Source organism: Klebsiella sp. 141251, from assembly GCF_050600725.1.
Classification (GTDB): Bacteria; Pseudomonadota; Gammaproteobacteria; order Enterobacterales; family Enterobacteriaceae; genus Klebsiella; species Klebsiella aerogenes.
On sequence record NZ_JAQIRG010000004.1, the window covers coordinates 382,889 to 403,420 of the forward strand.

Genomic DNA, 20,532 nt, shown 5'->3' on the forward strand with positions numbered 1-20,532 from the left:
AGCTATTCAGGATATGACTATGGCTTTTACACCTTTTCCTCCGCGTCAGCCCTCTTCTTCCGCTCGTCTGCCGTTAACGCTGATGACGCTGGATGATTGGGCGCTGGCGACGATTACCGGTCCGGATGGCGAGAAGTATCTGCAGGGGCAGATCACCGCCGATGTCAGCCATTTAACCGCCGATCAGCATCTGCTTGCCGCGCACTGTGATGCCAAAGGCAAAATGTGGAGCAACCTGCGCGTCTTCCACCGCGACGGCGGTTTCGCGTGGATTGAGCGCCGCAGCCTGCGCGAAGCGCAGCTGACCGAACTGAAAAAATATGCCGTCTTCTCCAAAGTCACCATCGCCGCAAACGACGATCTGGTCCTGCTGGGCGTGGCCGGTTTCCAGGCGCGCGCTGCGCTGGCGCCGCTATTCGCCGCACTGCCGGACGCTGGTAAACCGGTGGTCACCGAAGGCGTGACCAGCCTGCTGTGGTTTGAACATCCTGCCGAACGCTTCCTACTGGTGACCGATGCCGACACCGCCAACCGGGTGACAGACGCGCTGCGCGGCGAAGCGCAGCTTAACAACAGCCAGCAGTGGCTGGCGCTGAACATCGAGGCCGGTCTGCCGGTTATCGACAGCGTAAACAGCGCGCAGTTCATTCCGCAGGCGACCAACCTGCAGGCGCTGGGCGGAATCAGCTTTAAGAAAGGCTGCTACACCGGCCAGGAAATGGTCGCCCGGGCGAAATTCCGCGGCGCCAATAAACGCGCGCTGTGGACGCTGGCGGGTACTGCCAGCCGGGTGCCGGAAGCAGGGGAAGATCTGGAGCTGAAAATGGGCGACAACTGGCGCCGCACCGGTACGGTGCTGGCAGCCGTACAGTTGGATGACGGAAGCCTGATGGTCCAGGTGGTGATGAATAACGATATGGAACCGGACAGCGTGTTCCGCGTACGTGACGATGCCGGCAGCCTGAGCATCAAACCATTGCCGTATTCGCTGGAAGAAGATTAAGAACAGTTCCCGGCTTGCGGCGCTTGCGCCTTAGCCGGGCTACCAGCCTGCAGAATATCGTGACCACGGTAAGCGCAGCGCCACCGTGGAATTTCCAGCCTGCAGAATATCGTGGCCACGGTAAGAGCAGCGCCACCGTGGAATTTCCAGGCCGTAGAATATCGTGACCGCGGCAAGCGCAGCGCCACCGTGGAAGTTAAATCAGGACTGGCCGACGTAAAGATAAATCGCCAGGAAGTGACACACGCTGCCGCCGAGCACGAAGCCGTGCCAGATAGCATGGTTATAAGGAATACGTTTGCAGACGTAGAAGATGACCCCCAGCGAGTACACCACCCCGCCAACCGCCAGCAGCGTTACCCCGCCCACCGCCAGCTTCACCGCCAGTTGATAGACCACGATAAGCGACAGCCAGCCCATCGTCAGATAGGTCACCAGCGACAAAATTTTAAAGCGGTGCGCGATTGTCAGTTTAAACAGGATCCCCAGTAGGGCCAGGCTCCAGATGACAATCATCAGCCCCTTTGCCAGCGGCGAATTCAATCCCACCAGCAAAAATGGCGTGTAGGTTCCGGCAATCAGCAAGTAGATGGCGCAGTGGTCAAATTTCTTCAGCCACTGTTTCGCCCGCTGATGCGGGATAGCGTGATAGAGCGTGGAAGCGAGGAACAGCATAATCATGCTACCGCCGTACAGGCTGTAGCTGGTGATCGCCGTCGCGCTGGCGTTCGTGTCTACCGCCTGCACCAGCAGCAACACGAGGCCGACAATACCGAACACCAGCCCGATCCCGTGACTGATGCTGTTGGCAACTTCCTCTGCCAGAGAATATCCCTGAGTGATTAATGGTTTGCGAACCATATTTTGACTCCGTGAAAACAAGAACGCTTTCATTGCCCACTTAGGTTAACTGAGAATGATTCCAGTGAACACCTGTTAGCTAAAATAAAACGATGTATATTTGTAAATACATTAAAATCATAATGTTACAAGAATATTTCAACTAACAGCTGTGCTGGTTTTATTTAAAGGCGTTTGAATTCAATAACATAAAACCGATCTTCCGCAGGATAGATTTCCCTGATGACCTGCCGCAGCTGTTCGAGGGTCATATTCTCTTGTTGAGCATGCTGTTCAGTTAGCGTGTCGAGCGTCACCGTCGAGGTCGCGGTAACGGCGATAGTGCAAAAGTAGCCGTCATCTTCATAACGTCCGACGCGCAGCACATCACCGGGCTTAAAGTGCGACTCAGCCGCATCGCGAATGGTGATCGTTTTGCGCCCGGCGAGGATGTCGTCCTGAAAACGCTGAAAAAAGGTAATGTCATTAGCCTGCATGATATAATTCCGTCCTGGTCTTTATGAATTGTGAGTTCGCCACTGTGAGTATGTTCTCCCACGCCGCTGTCGCCAGTCTCAATAATCTTGAGATGATGGTCTACCACTACGTCATTAAGAATCGTGACAAAGTGATGTACATGACTATTCGCGAACTGGCCGAGGCCGCCGGGGTCTCCACCACTACCGTGTTGCGCTTCTGCCGCAAACTGCAGTGCGAGGGCTACTCTGAATTTCGCGTACGCTTTAAATTATATCTTGAGCAGAATGAGCCTCAACAGGCAAATATCGGCGCCAGCGAAATAATGAGCTTTTTTAAAAGCGTCAATAATGACGAGTTTGATGAATTGCTCGAACAGGCCGTCGATATTATTCTCTCCTCCGAACGTATTATTTTCGTCGGCGCCGGTACTTCCGGCGCGCTAGCGAAATATGGCGCACGTTTCTTTTCCAACGTCGGCAAATTCAGCAACCATATTGACGATCCTTATTTCCCGGTCACCAATGATATGGCCCGCAACGCGCTGGCGATTGTGCTTTCCGTCTCCGGCGAAACCGAAGAGATCCTGCGCTTTGCCAGCCAGTTCAGCCTGCATCACTGCAAGGTGATGTCGATTACCAGCCATGAGCATTCGCGGCTGGCGAAACTGGCTGATTTCAATCTCTCCTGGCACGTGCCGCAAACGCGCATCGGCGGCGTTTACGATATTACAACGCAGATCCCGGTGATATATATACTCGAATCACTGGGGCGTAAATTAGCGCGCAAAATCGGCTAAAAGTAACAGCCTGTTTTTTTGATGTAACATATTACCTTTAGCGGGATTTGTTATATCGTGACATTCAATTTCGCTTTGCTAGACTCAATCGCAATAGTGATTCATAGAGATTAGCAAAGATGAAAAAATTGACTCTTCCCAAAGACTTTTTGTGGGGCGGCGCGGTCGCCGCGCATCAGGTTGAAGGCGGCTGGAATAAAGGCGGCAAAGGCCCCAGCATCTGCGATGTGTTGACCGGCGGGGCGCACGGCGTGCCGCGCGAAATCACCCAACAGGTCGAGGCGGGTAAATACTACCCTAACCATGAAGCGGTTGATTTTTACGGCCACTACAAAGAAGACATCAAGCTGTTCGCCGAGATGGGTTTCAAATGCTTCCGCACCTCTATTGCCTGGACCCGCATCTTCCCGCAAGGCGACGAAACTCAGCCGAATGAAGAAGGGCTGAAATTCTACGATGACATGTTCGATGAACTGCTGAAGTACAACATCGAGCCGGTAATCACCCTTTCCCACTTTGAAATGCCGCTGCATCTGGTCCAGCAGTACGGCGGTTGGACCAACCGCAAAGTGGTCGATTTCTTTGTGCGCTTCGCCGAAGTGGTCTTTGAGCGCTATAAGCACAAAGTGAAATACTGGATGACCTTTAACGAGATCAATAACCAGCGTAACTGGCGCGCGCCGCTGTTCGGCTACTGTTGCTCCGGCGTGGTCTATACCGAGCATGAAAACCCGGAAGAGACCATGTACCAGGTGCTGCATCACCAGTTCGTCGCCAGCGCACTGGCGGTGAAAGCGGCGCGTCGTATCAACCCGGAAATGCAGGTCGGCTGCATGCTGGCGATGGTCGCCCTCTACCCTTACTCCTGCAAACCGGAAGATGTCATGTTCGCCCAGGAATCGATGCGCGAACGCTATGTTTTTACCGATGTCCAGCTACGCGGTTACTACCCGAGCTATGTGTTGAATGAATGGGAGCGCCGCGGCTTCAACATCAAGATGGAAGACGGCGACGCGCAGATCCTGCGTGAAGGCACCTGCGCCTATCTCGGCTTCAGCTACTACATGACCAACGCGGTGAAAGCCGAAGGCGGCACCGGCGATGCCATTTCCGGCTTCGAAGGCAGCGTGCCGAACCCGCACGTGAAAGCCTCCGACTGGGGCTGGCAGATTGACCCGGTTGGCCTGCGTTACGCCCTGTGCGAACTGTATGAGCGCTACCAGAAGCCGCTGTTTATCGTGGAAAACGGCTTTGGCGCCTACGATAAAGTAGAAGCCGACGGCAGCATCAACGATGACTACCGCATCGATTATCTCCGCGCCCACGTCGAAGAGATGATTAAAGCGGTGACTTATGACGGCGTCGATCTGATGGGCTATACCCCCTGGGGCTGCATCGACTGCGTCTCCTTCACTACCGGCCAGTACAGCAAACGCTACGGCTTCATCTACGTCAATAAACACGATGACGGCACCGGCGATATGTCCCGCTCGCGCAAGAAAAGCTTTAACTGGTACAAAGAAGTCATCGCCAGTAACGGCGAGAATCTGTAATTGACCGCCCTCTCCCGGCCGGGAGGGGGCAAATCACTTATCCGCCAGACACTTCTTTACAGCTTTACCATTGCTAAAACGCGTTCGCCCGATAAGATAGGCCTCGTGAATATTTGAGGCGACCATGATTAAGCGACAACGCAAAGCCATTCTTCTTGTACTCCTTGCCTGCCTGGTGGTGCTGATCTGCACCGCCCAGAGAATGGCGGGGATGCATGCGTTGGTGATGAACGTCACGGCCGCCAGCCAATCCGCCCAACCTGGCCCGGATAATGCCGAGGCGCCGGTCTCCCCCTGCGAACTCAGCGCCAAGTCGCTGATGGCCGTTCCGCCGATGCTGTTTGAAGGGGCGCTACTCGCTATCACCCTGCTGCTGGCGGTGCTGGCGGCCATCCCGCCGCGTATCGAGCGTATCTGGCCTCCCCGCGTCATTTCTCCCCCCCGATTGCGGGTGCATCTACGATTATGCGTCTTCCGTGAGTGATTAATTCTCCTGACAGCTCAGGTTAATTTATTACTTACGGAGAAAATTTATGTTTATGGTATTCAGGCGACTGCTGGTCTGCCTGCTTTGGCTATGGCTGCCCGTCAGCCAGGCTGCCGATAGCGGCTGGCTGCGCGTCGCCGACAATCAACACGCCAGCGTGCGCCTGCGGGCGCAAAGCGAAAGCAATGGCGACACCCGCCTGCTTTTAGACGTAGCGCTGGAAAAGGGCTGGAAAACCTACTGGCGTTCGCCGGGCGAAGGCGGCATCGCGCCGGCTATCGCCTGGCACACGCCGCTGGAGGTTAACTGGCGTTGGCCGACGCCGCAACGCTTCGACGTCGCGGGCATTTCCACTCAGGGGTATCACGGCGACGTCAGCTTCCCGATGACCCTGCGCGGCAAAATACCGCCGACGCTTAGCGGCGTACTGACGCTCTCTACCTGCAGCAATGTCTGCATTCTCACTGACTACCCCTTTTCGCTGGATATGACGGCTCCGGCGGGGGAGCGTTTTAATTACGATTTCACCCGCGCGATGGGCACGCTGCCCCTGCGCGACGGTCTCACCTCGGCGCTTAGCGCCAGCTACGTCAGCGGTAAGCTGACGGTAACCGCTCGCCGCGATGCCGGCTGGCAGCAGCCAGCGCTGTTTATCGACAGCATGGAGGATGTCGATTTCGGCAAGCCGAGTTTTACCAGCCGCGGCGATACGTTGACCGCCACCGTACCGGTCACCGATAGCTGGGGCGAAACGGCGCCGGACCTGGGCGGCAAAACGCTGTCGCTGGTGCTGGCCGATAGCGGCCAGGCGCAGGAAAGCCATATCGCCATCGCCGCCGGCAGCGCCGCGCCGGGGCTGGCGTTAGGCTGGGTGCTGCTGATGGCGCTGGCCGGCGGGCTAATCCTCAACGTCATGCCGTGCGTGCTGCCGGTGCTGGCGATGAAACTCGGCTCGCTGGTGCAAACCGAACGTCGCGAACGCGGCGCGGTGCGGCGGCAGTTCCTCGCCTCGGTATGCGGGATCGTCGTCTCCTTCCTGGCGCTGGCGCTGATGATGACCGCGCTACGCTTAGGTAATCAGGCGCTCGGCTGGGGGATCCAGTTCCAGAACCCGTGGTTTATCGGCGCGATGGCGCTGGTGATGCTGCTGTTCAGCGCCAGTTTATTAGGGCTGTTCGAAATCCGTCTCTCCTCCAGCGCCAGTACCTTCCTCGCCACCCGGGGCGGCAACGGCTTAATGGGCCATTTCTGGCAGGGCGCCTTCGCCACTCTGCTGGCGACGCCCTGTACCGCGCCGTTCCTCGGTACCGCCGTTTCAGTGGCGCTGGTGGCGCCGCTGCCGCTGCTGTGGGGTATTTTCTTCGCCATGGGGATCGGCATGAGCCTGCCGTGGCTGCTTATCGTCGCCTGGCCGGGTCTGGCGCAACGTCTACCTCGCCCGGGTCGCTGGATGAATCATCTGCGGGTGGTGCTGGGATTGATGATGCTTGGCTCAGCGCTATGGCTGGTCAGCCTGCTGACGATCCACATCGGCCGTACGCCGGTGCTTACCCTGCTGGTGATTCTGGCCATCGTCCTGCTCCTGGCCACCGCCTGGCGCTACCGCTGGCGTACGGCGCTGCGCGCGGGCGCTCTGGCCATCGTAGCGGCGGGCGCCGTCGTCTTTGTCGCCCAACAGGACGGCCAGGGCCCGCGCCGCGACCGGGTTAACTGGCAGCCTCTCAGCGAGCAGGCTATCGCCAGCGCCCTTGCGGAGCATAAGCGGGTGTTTATTGATGTCACCGCCGACTGGTGCGTGACCTGTAAAGCCAATAAATACAACGTGCTGCTGCGCGATGACGTCCAGCAGGCGCTATCAGCGCCAGATGTGGTCGCCTTACGCGGCGACTGGAGCCGCCCCTCCGCCGACATTAGTCAGTTTTTAACCGCTCGCGGCAGCGCCGCGGTGCCGTTTAACCAGATTTACGGACCGGGATTGCCGCAGGGACAAATTCTGCCTGCGCTGTTAGATCGCGAACAACTTCTCGCCACCCTGTCCGCCGCTAAAGGAAAATAACATGAGAGCTATCACCGCCTTATTACTGCTGTGCGTATCGGCCTTCAGCTTCGCCGCCCCGGAGCAAGAACCGCAATCAAATGGTAATGACCAGTTAGCCCAACTGCTGTTTAACGATCCGAACAGCCCGCGCACCGGCGCGAAAGCGCCGAAGCTCACGATCGTCTCGTTTACCGATTACAACTGCCCTTACTGCAAACAGTTTGATCCGATGCTGGAAAAAATCGTCCACGATAATCCGGACATCCAGCTCATCGTTAAGCTGCTGCCGTTTAAAGGGCAGAGTTCGGTGAATGCCGCTAAAGCCGCGCTCTCCACCTGGCGTCAACAGCCCGATAAGTTCTGGGCGCTGCATCAGCGGCTGATGGCGAAAAAAGGCTATCACGATGACGCCAGCATCGCCGCCGCGCAGAAGAAAACCGCCACCGATAGCGTGAATATTGATGACAAGACCATGGATTCGCTGAAAATGAACCTGATTTTGTCGCAGGTGCTGAATATTCAGGGCACCCCGGCGACCATCATCGGCGATCAGATGGTGGCCGGCGCAATCCCTGCTGATGAGCTGGAGGGGCTGGTGAAAGAACAGCTGGCGAAAGCCCGTGGCCAGTAAAATCAGGCGCTGGCTGCGCGAGCTGGCGGTGTGGCTGCTGATTGGCGCGGCGGTGAGCCTGGCGGTGGATTATTTTCGCCAGCCCGCGCTACCGCAAAACTTCAGCGCCACATCGCTGCAGACACTCGACGGCAGGACGCTGGATCTGAACGCTATGAGCCAGCAAAAGCCGCTGCTGCTGTACGTCTGGGCGACCTGGTGCGGAGTTTGTCGCTATACCACGCCGTCGGTGGCCTCGCTTGCCGCCGACGGCGGCAATGTGCTGACGGTAGCCCTGCGTTCCGGCGATAACGCCACGCTGGAGAAGTGGCTGACCAGGAAGAAAATGGCGCTGCCGACGGTGAATGATCCGAGCGGCCAGCTGGCGCGGCAGTGGGACGTGCAGGTGACGCCAACGCTGGTGTTCATTTCTCAAGGCGAGGTGAAGTCGGTCACCACCGGCTGGACCAGCAGTTGGGGAATGCGCCTGCGGCTGTGGCTGGCCTCCTGGTAGACCGTCGGGTTCCCGGCTCGCATCGTTGGGTAGCCCGGATAAGGCGTAGCCGCCATCCGGGAAGGTTTCCCCGGCTCGCGCTGCGCTCAGCCGGGCTACGGGTACGCATCGTTGGGTAGCCCGGATAAGGCGTAGCCGCCATCCGGGAAGGTTTCCCCGGCAAGCGCTGCGCTCAGCCGGGCTACGGATACGCATCGTTGGGTAGCCCGGATAAGGCGTAGCCGCCATTCGGGAAGGTTTCCCCGGCAAGCGCTGCGCTCAGTCGGACTACGGATACGCATCGTTGGGTAGCCCGGATAAGGCGTAGCTGCTATCCGGGAAGGTTTCCCCGGCTCGCGCTGCGCTCAGCCGGGCTACGGATACGCATCGTTGGGTAGCCCGGATAAGGCGTAGCTGCTATCCGGGAAGGTTTCCCCGGCTCGCGCTGCGCTCAGCCGGGCTACGGGTACGCATCGTTGGGTAGCCCGGATAAGGTGTAGCCGCCATCCGGGAAGGTTTCCCCGGCAAGCGCTGCGCTCAGCCGGGCTACGGGTACGCATCGTTGGGTAGCCCGGATAAGGCGTAGCCGCCATCCGGGAAGGTTTCCCCAGCTCGCGCTGCGCCGCCGGGCTACGGGTACGCATCGTTGGGTAACCCGGATAAGGCGTAGCCGCCATCCGGGAAGGTTTCCCCGACAAGCGAAGCGCCGCCGGGCAATAGACATCTACGGGTTATTTACCGCCCGCCAGTTCGAGGAAACTGCCCGTCACATACGACGCTTTGTCGCTCAGCAGCCAGGCAATGGCCTGAGCGACCTCTTCCGGCTGGCCGCCGCGCTGCATCGGTAGCGAACTTTTCACCCGGTCCACGCGTCCCGGTTCGCCGCCGGAGGCGTGCATCTCGGTATAAATCAGCCCCGGACGCACGCCGTTTACCCGAATCCCCTGCGCCGCCACCTCCAGCGCCAGCCCGGTGGTCAGGGTATCTACCGCCCCTTTTGACGCGGCATAGTCAACGTACTCTCCCGGCGCGCCAAGGCGCGACGCCGCCGACGAAACGTTAACTATCGCCCCGCCCTTGCCGCCATGCCGATGCGACATGCGCTTTACCGCCTCGCGACAGCAAAGAAAGTATCCGGTGACGTTGGTGGCCAGCACGCGGTTAATACGCTCGGCGCTCAGGCTCTCTACCGTACATTGGGTAAACAGGATCCCGGCGTTGTTGACCAACGCCGCCAGCGGTTCGCCCATGCGGTCAATCGCCTCAAACATCGCCATCACCTGCGCTTCATCGCTGATATCGGCCCGCAGCGCCGTGGCTTTGCCGCCAGATTCAACAATGGTATTGACCACTTCGGTGGCGGCTTTAATGTTGTGATGATAATTAACCGCGACGGTATACCCTTCCTGCGCCAGCAGCAGCGCCGTCGCCCGGCCTATGCCGCGGCTCGCGCCGCTAATCAGAGCTATCGCCATGCCTTCCCTCCAAAAAATAAAGGCGCCGCAGCGCCTTTAAAAGTTTAGCTAATTCACCACTTACTGGTATTCGCTCATCGGCACGCAGGAGCAGAACAGGTTACGGTCGCCGTACACGTCATCCAGGCGTTTCACCGTTGGCCAGTACTTGTTGTGCAACCCAGCCGGGAATACCGCCAGCTCGCGGCTGTACGGATGGTTCCACTCGCTTACCAGCTCGCCCTGGGTGTGCGGCGCGTTCACCAGCGGGTTATCTTCCAGCGGCCATTCACCGGCTTTAACGCGATCGATTTCCCCGCGAATCGCCAGCATGGCGTCAATAAAGCGGTCCAGCTCTACCTTGCTTTCCGATTCCGTCGGCTCAACCATCAGCGTCCCGGCGACCGGGAAGGACATGGTCGGCGCATGGAAACCAAAGTCGATCAGACGCTTAGCAATATCCAGCTCGCTAATGCCGGTCTCTTCTTTCAGCGGACGAATATCGAGAATACATTCGTGCGCCACGCGACCGTCGCGGCCGGTATACAGCACCGGATAAGCATCTTTCAGACGAGTAGCGATATAGTTGGCGTTGAGAATCGCGTTCTGGCTCGCCTGCTTCAGCCCTTCCGCGCCCATCATGCGGATATACATCCAGCTGATCGGTAGGATAGAGGCGCTGCCGAACGGCGCGGCGGAAACCGCGCCCTGACGGGTCAGCATGCCTTCAATCTGTACCACGCTGTGGCCCGGTACAAACGGCGCCAGGTGCGCTTTCACGCCGATAGGGCCCATACCCGGACCGCCGCCGCCGTGCGGAATGCAGAAGGTTTTATGCAGGTTGAGGTGCGAAACGTCAGCGCCGATAAAGCCCGGAGAAGTGATCCCGACCTGGGCGTTCATGTTGGCGCCGTCGAGGTAAACCTGGCCGCCGAACTGGTGCACTATCTCGCATACTTCACGGATGGTCTCTTCATACACGCCGTGGGTCGACGGATAGGTGACCATGATGCAGGAGAGATTCGCCCCTGCCTGCTCTGCTTTTTCACGCAGATCGGCAAGATCGATGTTGCCGTTTTTATCGCAGGCAACCACCACTACCTGCATACCCGCCATCTGCGCGGAAGCCGGGTTGGTGCCGTGCGCGGAGCTTGGGATCAGGCAGATATCGCGATGGCCTTCGTTGCGGCTCTCGTGATAGTGGCGAATCGCCAGCAGGCCAGCATACTCGCCCTGCGCGCCGGAGTTCGGCTGCATACAGACGGCGTCATAGCCGGTCAGTTTCACCAGCCAGTCAGAAAGCTGGGCGATCATCTGATGATAACCTTCCGCCTGCTCGACCGGGCAGAACGGGTGCAGCTCGGCAAATTCCGGCCAGGTGATCGGGATCATTTCCGCCGCGGCGTTCAGTTTCATGGTGCAGGATCCCAGAGGAATCATCGCCTGGTTCAGCGCCAGATCTTTACGCTCCAGCGCGTGCATGTAGCGCATCATCTCGGTTTCGCTATGGTAGCGGTTGAACACCGGATGGGTGAGGATCGCATCGTCGCGCAGCATCGCCGCCGGGATCGAACGGCTATCCAGCGCCACGTCTTTATCCAGGGTATCGATATCCAGACCGTGATCGTCGCCAACGATGGCGCGGAACAGATTCAGCACATCTTCGCGGGTGGTCGCTTCATCGAGCGTAATGCCAACCGCGCCGTGAATATCGCTACGCAGGTTAATCTGCAGCGCTTCGGCACGCACCAGCACCGCGGCTTTATCCGCCACTTCGACGCAAAGGGTGTCGAAGTAGTGCGCATGGCGCAGCTTCAGCCCTTTCTTCTGCAGGCCGTCGGCCAGAATGTCGGTCAGGCGATGAATGCGGCCAGCGATACGTTTCAGGCCCGCCGGGCCGTGGAAAACCGCGTACAGGCTGGCGATGTTGGCCAGCAGGACCTGCGAGGTACAAATGTTGGAGTTCGCTTTCTCGCGGCGGATGTGCTGCTCGCGAGTCTGCATCGCCATGCGCAGCGCGGTATTACCCGCCGCATCTTTCGATACGCCGATAATACGGCCCGGCATGGAGCGTTTGAATTCATCTTTCGCCGCGAAGAAGGCCGCGTGCGGGCCGCCATAGCCCATCGGCACGCCGAAACGTTGCGCGGAACCGAAGACAATATCGGCGCCCTGCTTGCCCGGCGCCGTCAGCAGCACCAGCGCCATAAAGTCAGCGGCGACGCTGACAATCACTTTGCGCGCTTTCAGCTCGGCGATAAGTTTACTGTAATCGTGGATTTCACCGGTGGTGCCGACCTGCTGCAGCAGCACGCCAAAGACATCCTGGTGATCGAGCACTTTGTCGGCGTCATCGACAATCACGTCGAAGCCGAAAGTTTCCGCGCGGGTGCGAACCACGTCCAGGGTTTGCGGATGGACGTCGGCGGCAACGAAGAAGCGGTTGGCGTTCTTCAGTTTGCTCACGCGTTTGGCCATCGCCATCGCTTCGGCGGCGGCGGTGGCTTCATCAAGCAGCGAAGCGGAAGCGATATCCAACCCGGTCAGATCCAGAGTGACCTGCTGGAAGTTGAGCAGCGATTCCAGACGGCCCTGGGATACTTCCGGCTGGTAAGGGGTGTAGGCGGTATACCAACCCGGGTTTTCCAGCATGTTGCGCTGAATGACCGGCGGCAGCTGCACGGCGGTGTAGCCCATGCCGATGTAAGACTTGAAGCGCTTGTTGCGACCGGCAATCGCCTTCAGCTCCGCCAGCGCGGCAAATTCGGTAGTCGCGTCTCCCACCTGCGGTGGGGTCGCCAGCTGGATATCCTGCGGCACAATCTGGCCAATCAGGGCGTTAAGCGAATCCGCGCCGACGGTCTTCAGCATCTCTTGCTGCTGCTGAGCGTCCGAGCCAATGTGACGTTCAATAAAGGCGTCGCGGTTTTCAAGCTGACTTAAAGTCTGAGTCATGAGCGATGGTTCCTGAAACGTGCGGTGAATGTGTTTTCTCCCTCTCCCCTAGGGAGAGGGCTGGGGTGAGGGTATTATCGGTTCCCCTCACCCTTCCCTCTCCCACAGGGGAGAGGGTAAAGGCTTACTCGTCTTCTAACAGAGCTTCATAGGCGGTCGCATCCAGCAGCGCGGCAACCTGCGCTTCGTCGCTGGCTTTGATTTTGAAGATCCAGCCGTCGGTATACGGGTCGCTGTTGACCAGTTCCGGAGAGTCGTTCAGCTCTTCGTTGACGGCAACGATTTCACCGCTAATCGGCGCGTAGATATCGGAAGCCGCTTTCACGGATTCGGCAACGGCGCAATCGGCGCCCGCTTCAACGGTGGCGCCCACTTCCGGCAGGTCAACGAAAACCATGTCGCCAAGCAGCTCCTGCGCGTGCTCGGTGATCCCAACGGTATAGGTGCCGTCCGCTTCTTTACGCAGCCACTCGTGTTCTTTGCTGTATTTCAGTTCTGCTGGTACGTTGCTCATCAATTCATCTCCAAAAAAGGGAAATCACACAATGGCTTTGCCATTGCGTACAAAACCAGGTTTAGTCACTTTTACCGGCATTTCACGGTTACGAATTTGCACCACCGCGGTGTCGCCAATCCCGGCCGGCACGCGAGCCAGCGCGATGCTGTAGCCCAGCGTCGGCGAGAAGGTGCCGCTGGTGATAATGCCTTCTTTTTGATTACCGTCGCTATCGGTAAAACGTACCGGCAGGCCGCCGCGCAGGACGCCTTTCTCGGTCATCACCAGGCCGACCAGCTGCTCGGTGCCTTTTTCGCGCTGCATTTCCAGCGCTTCGCGGCCGATGAAGTTACGATCGGCGGGCTCCCAGGCGATAGTCCAGCCCATGTTCGCCGCCAGCGGCGAGACGCCTTCATCCATCTCCTGGCCATACAGGTTCATCCCGGCTTCCAGGCGCAGGGTGTCGCGCGCGCCAAGACCACACGGCTTAACGCCGGCGTCCAGCAGACCGCGCCAGAAATCCGCCGCCTGCTCGTTCGGCATAGCGATTTCATAACCCGCTTCGCCGGTATAACCGGTGGTGGCGATAAACAGGTCGCCGGCCTGTACGCCGAAGAACGGCTTCATGCCTTCCACGGCCTGGCGCTGAGCGTCGGTGAACAGCGTCGCCGCCTTCGCTTTCGCCTGCGGACCCTGCACCGCGATCAGCGACAGATCGTCGCGAACGGTGATTTCAAGACCGTAAGGTTCGGCTTGTTCGGAAATCCAGGCGAGGTCTTTTTCACGAGTGGCGGAGTTAACAACGAGGCGGAAATAATCTTCAGAAAGGAAATAAACAATCAGGTCATCGATGACGCCAGCGGAAGCGGTTAGCATGCCGGTGTAGAGCGCTTTGCCTGGGGTGGTAAGCTTCGCCACATCGTTTGCCAGCAAATAGCGCAAGAACTCTCTGATCCGGCTGCCGTGGAAATCGACGATGGTCATATGCGACACATCGAACATCCCTGCATCGCCGCGCACCGCGTGGTGCTCATCAATCTGGGACCCGTAATGCAGCGGCATCATCCAGCCATGGAAATCCACCATGCGAGCGCCGCACAGCGTGTGTTGTTCATACAACGGAGTCTGTTGAGCCATCTTTTCCTCATCGAATAAAACGGAACCAGCCACGATATTGTCGGCGATTTTGCGCCACGAAATCCGGCGACGGCACCGCTTACGGACGCCGACGCAAACGTTCTCTTTTGCCTGAACTTACCACCGAACCCGGTGCTAAACCATAAGGTAAATCAGGACATCACATTAGCTTATGACCAAAGCGCGCCGAAAAGCCTACAGAGTTATTGACTGGAAAAAAGCGATTCATGCCACATAAAATTAACATAATGAGCAAACCAGTCAGGTGATGATGGTGTTTTATGCGATTTTATGGGCCTAATTTCTTTAACAAAAAAAAGAGCGCATTAATAAAACTAATGCGAAAAAAGAGGTGAAATTAGAATATTTCAAATGAGGGAGAAAACCCGGCGCGCAGGCCGGGTAAAAGAAGTGTGACGGGGTTAACGTAACCAGGCGGGGAGATCGTTGAGGCCCATCGCCTGACGAATCAGCTGCGGTTTTACGCCAGGCAGCGAATCGGCCAGTTTGAGCCCCATGTCGCGGAGGAATTTCTTCGCCGGATGGCTGCCGGAGAACATTTCGCGGAATCCCTGCATACCCGCCAGCATCAGCGCGGCGCTATGCTTGCGGCTGCGCTCATAGCGGCGCAGGTACAAATGCTGACCGATATCTTTACCCTGCGCGTGCAGGCGCTTCAGCTCGTCGATAAGCTCGGCGGCGTCCATAAAGCCAAGGTTCACCCCCTGCCCGGCCAGCGGATGAATAGTGTGGGCGGCATCGCCAACCAGCGCCAGACGATGGGCGGCGAACTGACGCGCGTAGCGTCCGGTCAGCGGGAAAACCTGCCGTTCGCTTTCAAGCTGGCAAAGGCCAAGGCGATTATCAAAAGCGATGTTCAGCGCCTGATTAAACGCGGCTGCATCGGCCTGCTGCATCCGCTGCGCCTCTTCCGGCGACAGCGACCAGACGATCGAGCACAGATGCGGATCGCTAAGCGGCAGGAAGGCCAGAATGCCTTCACCGTGGAACGCCTGACGCGCCACCGCCTGATGCGGCTCGGAGGTACGTATCGTCGCCACCAGCGCATGATGGCGATAATCCCAGAAGGTCAGCGGAATATCGGCTTTATTGCGCAGCCACGAATTGGCGCCATCGGCGCCGACCACCAGCCGCGCGGTCAACATGCTGCCGTCCTGCAGGCTCAGGAAGGCTTCGTTTTCGCCCCACGCCACCTGCTGCAGCTGCGCAGGCGCCAGCAAGGTGACGTCAGCGCAGCGCTGCGCTTTTTGCCACAGCGCGTGATGCACCACGGCATTTTCAATAATATGGCCCAGATGGCTAAAGCCCATGCTCTGGTCATCGAAGCTAATGCGGCCAAAGCTATCTTTGTCCCACACTTCCATGCCGTGATAGCAACTGGCGCGCTGGGAGATGATCTCACTCCAGACATCCAGTTTAGTCAGCAGCTTTTCGCTGGCGGCATTGATTGCCGAAACGCGCAGCGCCGGCGGCGCATCGGCGTCAAGAGGCTGCGGCGCCGCTTGTTCCAGCACCGCGACGCGCAGGCCGCTGCCCTGTAAACCACAGGCCACCGCCAGTCCCACCATTCCGCCGCCAACAATGGCAACATCAACACTTTGCACGTTCTACTCCTTAACGGGGAACCCAACCGAGGGTACGCTGCGCCAGCGCATCGCGCGCCGGGGTAAATAATTCCATCGCCATCAGCCCGACGTTGCGCCCCGCCACCAGCGGCGCCCAACGGTTGGCAAAGAGATGCACCAGCCCATCGGTCACGCCGATGGTGGCGGCTTTATCATCCGCTCGCCGCGCCTGGTAGCGACACAGCAGAGAATAATTGCCCACATCCTCGCCGACCGCGTGGGCGTCGGCAAGCAGTTCAGCCAGGCTCATCACGTCGCGCAGGCCGAGATTAAAGCCCTGCCCGGCGATCGGGTGCAATGTCTGCGCCGCATTGCCGACCAGCGCCAGACGGTGCGACACCGAACGGATAGCGGTAGTTAACGCCAGCGGATAGACGCTACGCTTACCGGCATGGGTAATGCGCCCCAGCCGCCAGCCGAACGCCTGCTGTAATTGCTGGCAAAAACGTTCGTCAGACCAGCTCAGCACCTCGTCGCGCCGCGACTGCGGATGGCACCACACCAGCGAACAGCGCCCTTGCGACATCGGCAGCATCGCCAGCGGACCATGCTCGGTAAAGCGCTCGAAGGCGCGGCCTTCGTGCGGCAACGCGGTGCTAACATTGGCGATAATCGCCAGTTGCTCATAGGGCTGCTGCTGCCAGCTAATGCCGCAGCGCGCGCCCAGCGACGAACGCGAACCATCTGCCGCCACCAGCAGCTTACCGTTGATGGTTTCGCCGCTATCAAGGGTGAGGCTGACGCTGTCCTGGCTGCGGTTGACCGCTTCCACTTTCGCCGGACAGTGCAGGGTGACGCCCGGCGCCTCGCGCAGCAGGCTAAACAGCCGCTGGCCGACATCGTGGAGTTCAACCACCTGCCCCAGCGCCGACAGGCCGTAATCGGCCGCCGCCAGGTTTACAAAACCGGCATGGCCGCGGTCGCTGACGTGTACCCGCTGGATAGGCGTCGCTCGTTTAGCAAGGTTCTGCCAGATACCGATGCGCGCCAGCTGCTGGCAGGTGCCAGCAGCCAGGGCAATCGCCCGATCGTCAAAACCTGGGTGGCGTGAAGACGCCGGATCCTGCGCTTCAATCAGATGAACCGGCAGCGCACCGCCGGTCAAACGGGAGATGGCCAGCGCGAGCGTCGCACCGGTCATCCCGCCGCCGACAATCAGCACGCTCATGACTGGCGCGCCGCCGCCATCAGCGCCTCGATCTCATCCGCCTTCTTCACCACGCTGGCGGTGAGATTTTCGTTGCCATCTTCGGTAATCACGATGTCATCTTCAATACGAATGCCGATGCCGCGATACTGCGCCGGTACGTCGGCGTCTGTGGCGATATACAGCCCCGGCTCGACGGTCAGCACCATTCCCGGTTCCAGAACGCGCGAACGGTCGGTATCGTAATTGCCGACATCGTGCACATCCAGACCCAACCAGTGGCTCAGGCCATGCATAAAGTAAGGGCGATGGGCGTTGTTGGCGATAAGCTCGTCAATCTCGCCTTTCAGGATCCCCAGCCGCACCAGGCCGGTAATCATAATGCGCACCACTTCCTGATTAACCTCATAAATGGAGGTACCCGGACGATACAGCTCCAGCGCGGTTTCCAGCGATTCCAGCACAATGTCGTAGATTTCACGCTGCGGTTTGCTGAATTTACCGTTAACCGGGAAGGTACGGGTGATATCGCCCGCATAGCCGCGGTATTCACAGCCGGCGTCAATCAGCACTAAATCGCCATCACGCAGTTCGGATTCGTTTTCGGTGTAGTGCAGGATGCAGGCGTTTTCGCCGCCGCCAACGATGGTGTTATAAGACGGGAAACGCGCGCCGTGGCGGTTGAATTCGTGGAGAATTTCGCCTTCCAGCTGATATTCGAACATCCCCGGGCGGCATTTTTCCATCGCCCGGGTATGGGCAAGGGCGGAAATTTCGCCGGCCCGGCGCATTACTTCCAGCTCTTCCGCGGATTTAAACAGGCGCATTTCATGCACCACAGGCCGCCAGTCGATGACGGAGTTCGGTGCCTGCAGGTTCTGACGTGAACCTTTACGCAGTTTTTCGAGGGCGTTAAACACAATTTCATCGGCATAGGCATATTCGCCCTGGGCAAAATAGATAGCGTCCAGGCCGTTGAGCAGTTGATACAGCTGCTGGTTGATTTCGCTAAACGCCAGCGCGCGATCGACGCCGAGTTTGCCCGGCGCGGCATCCTGCCCCAGACGGCGGCCAAACCAGATTTCCGCCGTCAGATCGCGAACGCGGTTAAACAGCACGCTATGGTTGTGCGTTTCATCGCTTTTGATCAGCACCAGCAGCGCTTCCGGTTCATTGAAGCCGGTGAAGTACCAAAAATCGCTGTTCTGCCGGTAGGGATATTCCGAATCTGCGCTGCGTACCGCTTCCGGCGCGGCAAAAATCAGCGCCGCGCTGCCCGGCTGCATCTGCGCCAATAATGCCTGGCGACGAGAAAGAAACTCCTGCTGTGTCATGACGCCCCCTGAATGTCGTTTTTATTTAGTGTAACGTTGGCTTGCGTACTTCCGGTGCGGTTGGCTGTTGGCGCGCGAAGGTATCGTGGCACAGTAACGCGGCGACGCGTACGTACTCGATAATCTCTTCGAGAGACATCTCCAGCTCTTCCTGGTCTTCATCTTCGTCGTAGCCGAGTTGCGCAATGTTACGCAGATCGTCGATGGCTTCGCCGGTCTCATCCTTCACTTTATCCAGCTTCGGCTGGGTCACGCCAAGGCCGAGCAGGAAATGGTTAACCCAGCCCGCCAGCGCGTCGGCGCGGTCGAAAACGCTGACGTTGTCGCCTTCCGGCATATACAGCTGGAACAGAAAACCGTCATCTTCCAGCGAGTCGCTGGTGGCGGAATGCATGCTACGCAGCGCCTGGGCCAGTTCATGACCAAAGGCAAGGCCTTCGTTGGTCAGGTCATGCACCAGCGGCTGCCAGCTGCTGTCGGTGTTGCCGCCGCAGAGGATGCCGCTTATCAAACCGTGCATTTCGGCCGGGGTTAATCCCACCCCTTGTTGGTTCAGTAACTGGTCTACATCGTTGTAACCAGGCATTTCGTTCTGTATAGACATGCGCATTCGTCATCGTTGGGAGGAATATTCATGATATGCTACCACTTTGGACCCTGGTGAACCAGAAAAGGGCTTGTGTCCCCGCACCAGGGTAGCTATAGTGTCGCCCCTTCGCAGAACCGGGCTCGGATGTGAAGGCAGCGCAGTCAATCAGCAGGAAGGTGGCATGTCTGCACAACCCGTAGATCTCCAAATTTTTGGCCGTTCACTGCGAGTGAATTGCCCGCCTGAACAAAGGGATGCCCTGAATCAGGCAGCTGAAGACCTTAATCAGCGGTTGCAAGATTTAAAAGAACGCACTAGAGTCACAAATACTGAGCAGTTGGTCTTCATCGCCGCGTTGAACATCAGCTATGAGTTGACTCAGGAAAAAGCGAAGACCCGCGACTACGCCTCCAGTATGGAACAGCGCATTCGCATGCTTCAGCAGACCATCGAACAGGCATTGCTTGAGCAAGGTCGCATAAGCGAAAGACCGGGGTCGAAGTTTGAATAACACTTTGTCGTTAACTGTGTTAGAGTAATCGCAAGAACAAAATTTCTCTGAGATGTTTGCAAGCGGGCCAGTCCCCTGAGCCGATATTTCATACCACAAGAATGTGGCGCTCCACGGTTGGTGAGCATGCTCGGTTCGCCCGAGAAGCCTTAAAACTGTGACGACGCATTCACCTTGAACCAAGGGTTCAAGGGTTACAGCCTGCGGCGGCATCTCGGAGATTCCCTTCTTAAGTTCGCATTATCCCCTCAACGTTGTTTTCGGCCTGTGCCGCCCTGTATTACACTTTCCCGTATCGTTTCGCCTGCTCGTAATGAGACCAGCATGACTATACAGCCCGATATCCCGCTCTCCAGACAGCAAATTCGCCAGCAGATCCGCGAGCGTAGACGCGCACTTAGCGCCGAACAGCAGCAGCGCTTCGCCCTGCAGGCCGCTGAGCGAATGATGGCGTATCCGCCCGTCGTACTCGCTCATACCGTGGCGCTGTTCCTCTCCTTCGACGGCGAGCTGGATACCCAACCGCTGATCGAGCAATTGTGGCGGGCGGGCAAGCGGGTTTATCTGCCGGTACTGCATCCGTTTAGCCCCGGTAATCTGCTGTTTTTGCATTATCATCCGCAAAGCCAGCTGATTTTCAATCGCCTGAAGATTTATGAACCAAAGCTCGACGTGCGCGACGTCCTGCCGCTTGCCGAGCTCGATGTGCTGATTACCCCGCTGGTCGCCTTCGATGCCAGCGGTCAACGTCTGGGGATGGGCGGCGGCTTCTACGATCGTACCTTACAGAACTGGCGGCAGTATCGCCTGCAGCCGGTAGGCTACGCCCACGACTGCCAGCAGGTGGATACCCTGCCGAGCGAACAGTGGGATGTCCCGCTGCCGGCGGTGATTACGCCAGGCAAAACCTGGCGCTGGTAGAGTGTTGTGCGGGTTCGAGAATTACGCCAGGAAGGCGTTAAA

Annotated in this window: 20 protein-coding genes and 1 other RNA gene; 10 read left to right on the forward strand and 11 right to left on the reverse strand. The window is 58.4% G+C overall.

The features are described from left to right. The first annotated feature begins 19 nt into the window (after positions 1 to 19). The gene (gene ygfZ / locus PGR09_RS12150; RefSeq protein WP_015369790.1) at positions 20 to 1,003 is read left to right on the forward strand and encodes a tRNA-modifying protein YgfZ; all 984 of its coding nucleotides are present in this window, start codon (positions 20 to 22) and stop codon (positions 1,001 to 1,003) included. 201 nt (positions 1,004 to 1,204) lie between these two features. Here ygfZ and trhA read toward each other — a convergent pair whose 3' ends face one another. Beyond that, positions 1,205 to 1,864 (reverse strand): PAQR family membrane homeostasis protein TrhA, encoded by a 660-nt coding sequence (gene trhA / locus PGR09_RS12155; RefSeq protein ID WP_008806429.1) that lies wholly within the window; start codon positions 1,862 to 1,864, stop codon positions 1,205 to 1,207. 164 nt (positions 1,865 to 2,028) lie between these two features. After that, positions 2,029 to 2,340, reverse strand: coding sequence for a N(4)-acetylcytidine aminohydrolase (gene yqfB, locus PGR09_RS12160; protein ID WP_046881935.1), 312 nt, complete (start codon positions 2,338 to 2,340; stop codon positions 2,029 to 2,031). Between the two features lie 50 nt (positions 2,341 to 2,390). Here yqfB and PGR09_RS12165 point away from each other — a divergent pair, with 50 nt between their 5' ends. The 6 genes from PGR09_RS12165 to PGR09_RS12190 all read left to right on the forward strand — a co-directional run bounded on the left by PGR09_RS12165 (position 2,391) and on the right by PGR09_RS12190 (position 8,321). Next, positions 2,391 to 3,119 carry a MurR/RpiR family transcriptional regulator gene (locus PGR09_RS12165; protein WP_045391997.1) on the forward strand — a complete coding sequence of 243 codons (729 nt, stop codon included), beginning with the start codon at positions 2,391 to 2,393 and terminating at the stop codon, positions 3,117 to 3,119. 119 nt (positions 3,120 to 3,238) lie between these two features. Beyond that, positions 3,239 to 4,672: a 6-phospho-beta-glucosidase BglA gene (gene bglA, locus PGR09_RS12170; RefSeq protein ID WP_032712496.1), complete on the forward strand. Its 1,434-nt coding sequence runs from the start codon at positions 3,239 to 3,241 to the stop codon at positions 4,670 to 4,672. A 124-nt stretch (positions 4,673 to 4,796) separates the two neighbouring features. After that, entirely contained in the window at positions 4,797 to 5,156 is a 360-nt protein-coding gene (locus PGR09_RS12175) for a copper resistance protein (protein WP_430916183.1), read from the forward strand. A 49-nt stretch (positions 5,157 to 5,205) separates the two neighbouring features. After that, the gene (locus PGR09_RS12180) at positions 5,206 to 7,215 is read left to right on the forward strand and encodes a protein-disulfide reductase DsbD family protein (protein WP_430916184.1); all 2,010 of its coding nucleotides are present in this window, start codon (positions 5,206 to 5,208) and stop codon (positions 7,213 to 7,215) included. Between the two features lies 1 nt (position 7,216). Further along, positions 7,217 to 7,828, forward strand: coding sequence for a DsbA family protein (locus PGR09_RS12185; RefSeq protein WP_045392001.1), 612 nt, complete (start codon positions 7,217 to 7,219; stop codon positions 7,826 to 7,828). Then, positions 7,818 to 8,321, forward strand: a complete 504-nt coding sequence (locus PGR09_RS12190) for a protein disulfide oxidoreductase (protein WP_045392003.1) — start codon at positions 7,818 to 7,820, stop codon at positions 8,319 to 8,321. Before PGR09_RS12185 ends, PGR09_RS12190 begins: the two co-directional genes overlap by 11 nt. A 353-nt stretch (positions 8,322 to 8,674) precedes the next feature. On the opposite strand, the gene PGR09_RS12195 is transcribed toward PGR09_RS12190, so the two are convergent. The 9 genes from PGR09_RS12195 to PGR09_RS12235 form a co-directional block, all read right to left on the reverse strand. Then, entirely contained in the window at positions 8,675 to 8,977 is a 303-nt protein-coding gene (locus tag PGR09_RS12195; RefSeq protein WP_430916185.1) for a hypothetical protein, read from the reverse strand. A 54-nt stretch (positions 8,978 to 9,031) separates the two neighbouring features. Further along, positions 9,032 to 9,775 carry an SDR family oxidoreductase gene (locus PGR09_RS12200; RefSeq protein ID WP_430916186.1) on the reverse strand — a complete coding sequence of 248 codons (744 nt, stop codon included), beginning with the start codon at positions 9,773 to 9,775 and terminating at the stop codon, positions 9,032 to 9,034. Between the two features lie 60 nt (positions 9,776 to 9,835). Further along, the gene (gcvP, locus tag PGR09_RS12205) at positions 9,836 to 12,709 is read right to left on the reverse strand and encodes an aminomethyl-transferring glycine dehydrogenase (RefSeq protein ID WP_430916187.1); all 2,874 of its coding nucleotides are present in this window, start codon (positions 12,707 to 12,709) and stop codon (positions 9,836 to 9,838) included. A gap of 124 nt (positions 12,710 to 12,833) precedes the next feature. Next, positions 12,834 to 13,223: a glycine cleavage system protein GcvH gene (gene gcvH, locus PGR09_RS12210; protein ID WP_023290979.1), complete on the reverse strand. Its 390-nt coding sequence runs from the start codon at positions 13,221 to 13,223 to the stop codon at positions 12,834 to 12,836. A gap of 24 nt (positions 13,224 to 13,247) precedes the next feature. After that, positions 13,248 to 14,342: a glycine cleavage system aminomethyltransferase GcvT gene (gene gcvT, locus PGR09_RS12215; protein WP_002916480.1), complete on the reverse strand. Its 1,095-nt coding sequence runs from the start codon at positions 14,340 to 14,342 to the stop codon at positions 13,248 to 13,250. Positions 14,343 to 14,764: 422 nt separating this feature from the next. Continuing rightward, positions 14,765 to 15,967, reverse strand: a complete 1,203-nt coding sequence (gene ubiI, locus PGR09_RS12220; protein ID WP_047044035.1) for an FAD-dependent 2-octaprenylphenol hydroxylase — start codon at positions 15,965 to 15,967, stop codon at positions 14,765 to 14,767. A 10-nt stretch (positions 15,968 to 15,977) separates the two neighbouring features. Continuing rightward, on the reverse strand, positions 15,978 to 17,156 hold the full coding sequence (ubiH, locus tag PGR09_RS12225) for a 2-octaprenyl-6-methoxyphenyl hydroxylase (protein ID WP_045392014.1): 1,179 nt from the start codon (positions 17,154 to 17,156) through the stop codon (positions 15,978 to 15,980). Beyond that, positions 17,153 to 18,469, reverse strand: a complete 1,317-nt coding sequence (pepP, locus tag PGR09_RS12230) for a Xaa-Pro aminopeptidase (protein ID WP_032709116.1) — start codon at positions 18,467 to 18,469, stop codon at positions 17,153 to 17,155. Before pepP ends, ubiH begins: the two co-directional genes overlap by 4 nt. Positions 18,470 to 18,494: 25 nt before the next feature. Next, a complete protein-coding gene (locus tag PGR09_RS12235; protein ID WP_015703432.1) occupies positions 18,495 to 19,073 on the reverse strand; it encodes a YecA family protein in 579 nt (192 codons plus the stop codon). Between the two features lie 166 nt (positions 19,074 to 19,239). On the opposite strand from PGR09_RS12235, the gene zapA reads away from it, so the two are divergent. The 3 genes from zapA to PGR09_RS12250 all read left to right on the forward strand — a co-directional run bounded on the left by zapA (position 19,240) and on the right by PGR09_RS12250 (position 20,490). Then, positions 19,240 to 19,569: a cell division protein ZapA gene (zapA, locus tag PGR09_RS12240; protein ID WP_004205298.1), complete on the forward strand. Its 330-nt coding sequence runs from the start codon at positions 19,240 to 19,242 to the stop codon at positions 19,567 to 19,569. Positions 19,570 to 19,610: 41 nt separating this feature from the next. After that, a non-coding RNA gene (gene ssrS / locus PGR09_RS12245) (6S RNA) lies at positions 19,611 to 19,794 on the forward strand. A gap of 99 nt (positions 19,795 to 19,893) precedes the next feature. After that, the gene (locus PGR09_RS12250; RefSeq protein ID WP_045392020.1) at positions 19,894 to 20,490 is read left to right on the forward strand and encodes a 5-formyltetrahydrofolate cyclo-ligase; all 597 of its coding nucleotides are present in this window, start codon (positions 19,894 to 19,896) and stop codon (positions 20,488 to 20,490) included. Positions 20,491 to 20,532 lie beyond the last annotated feature (42 nt).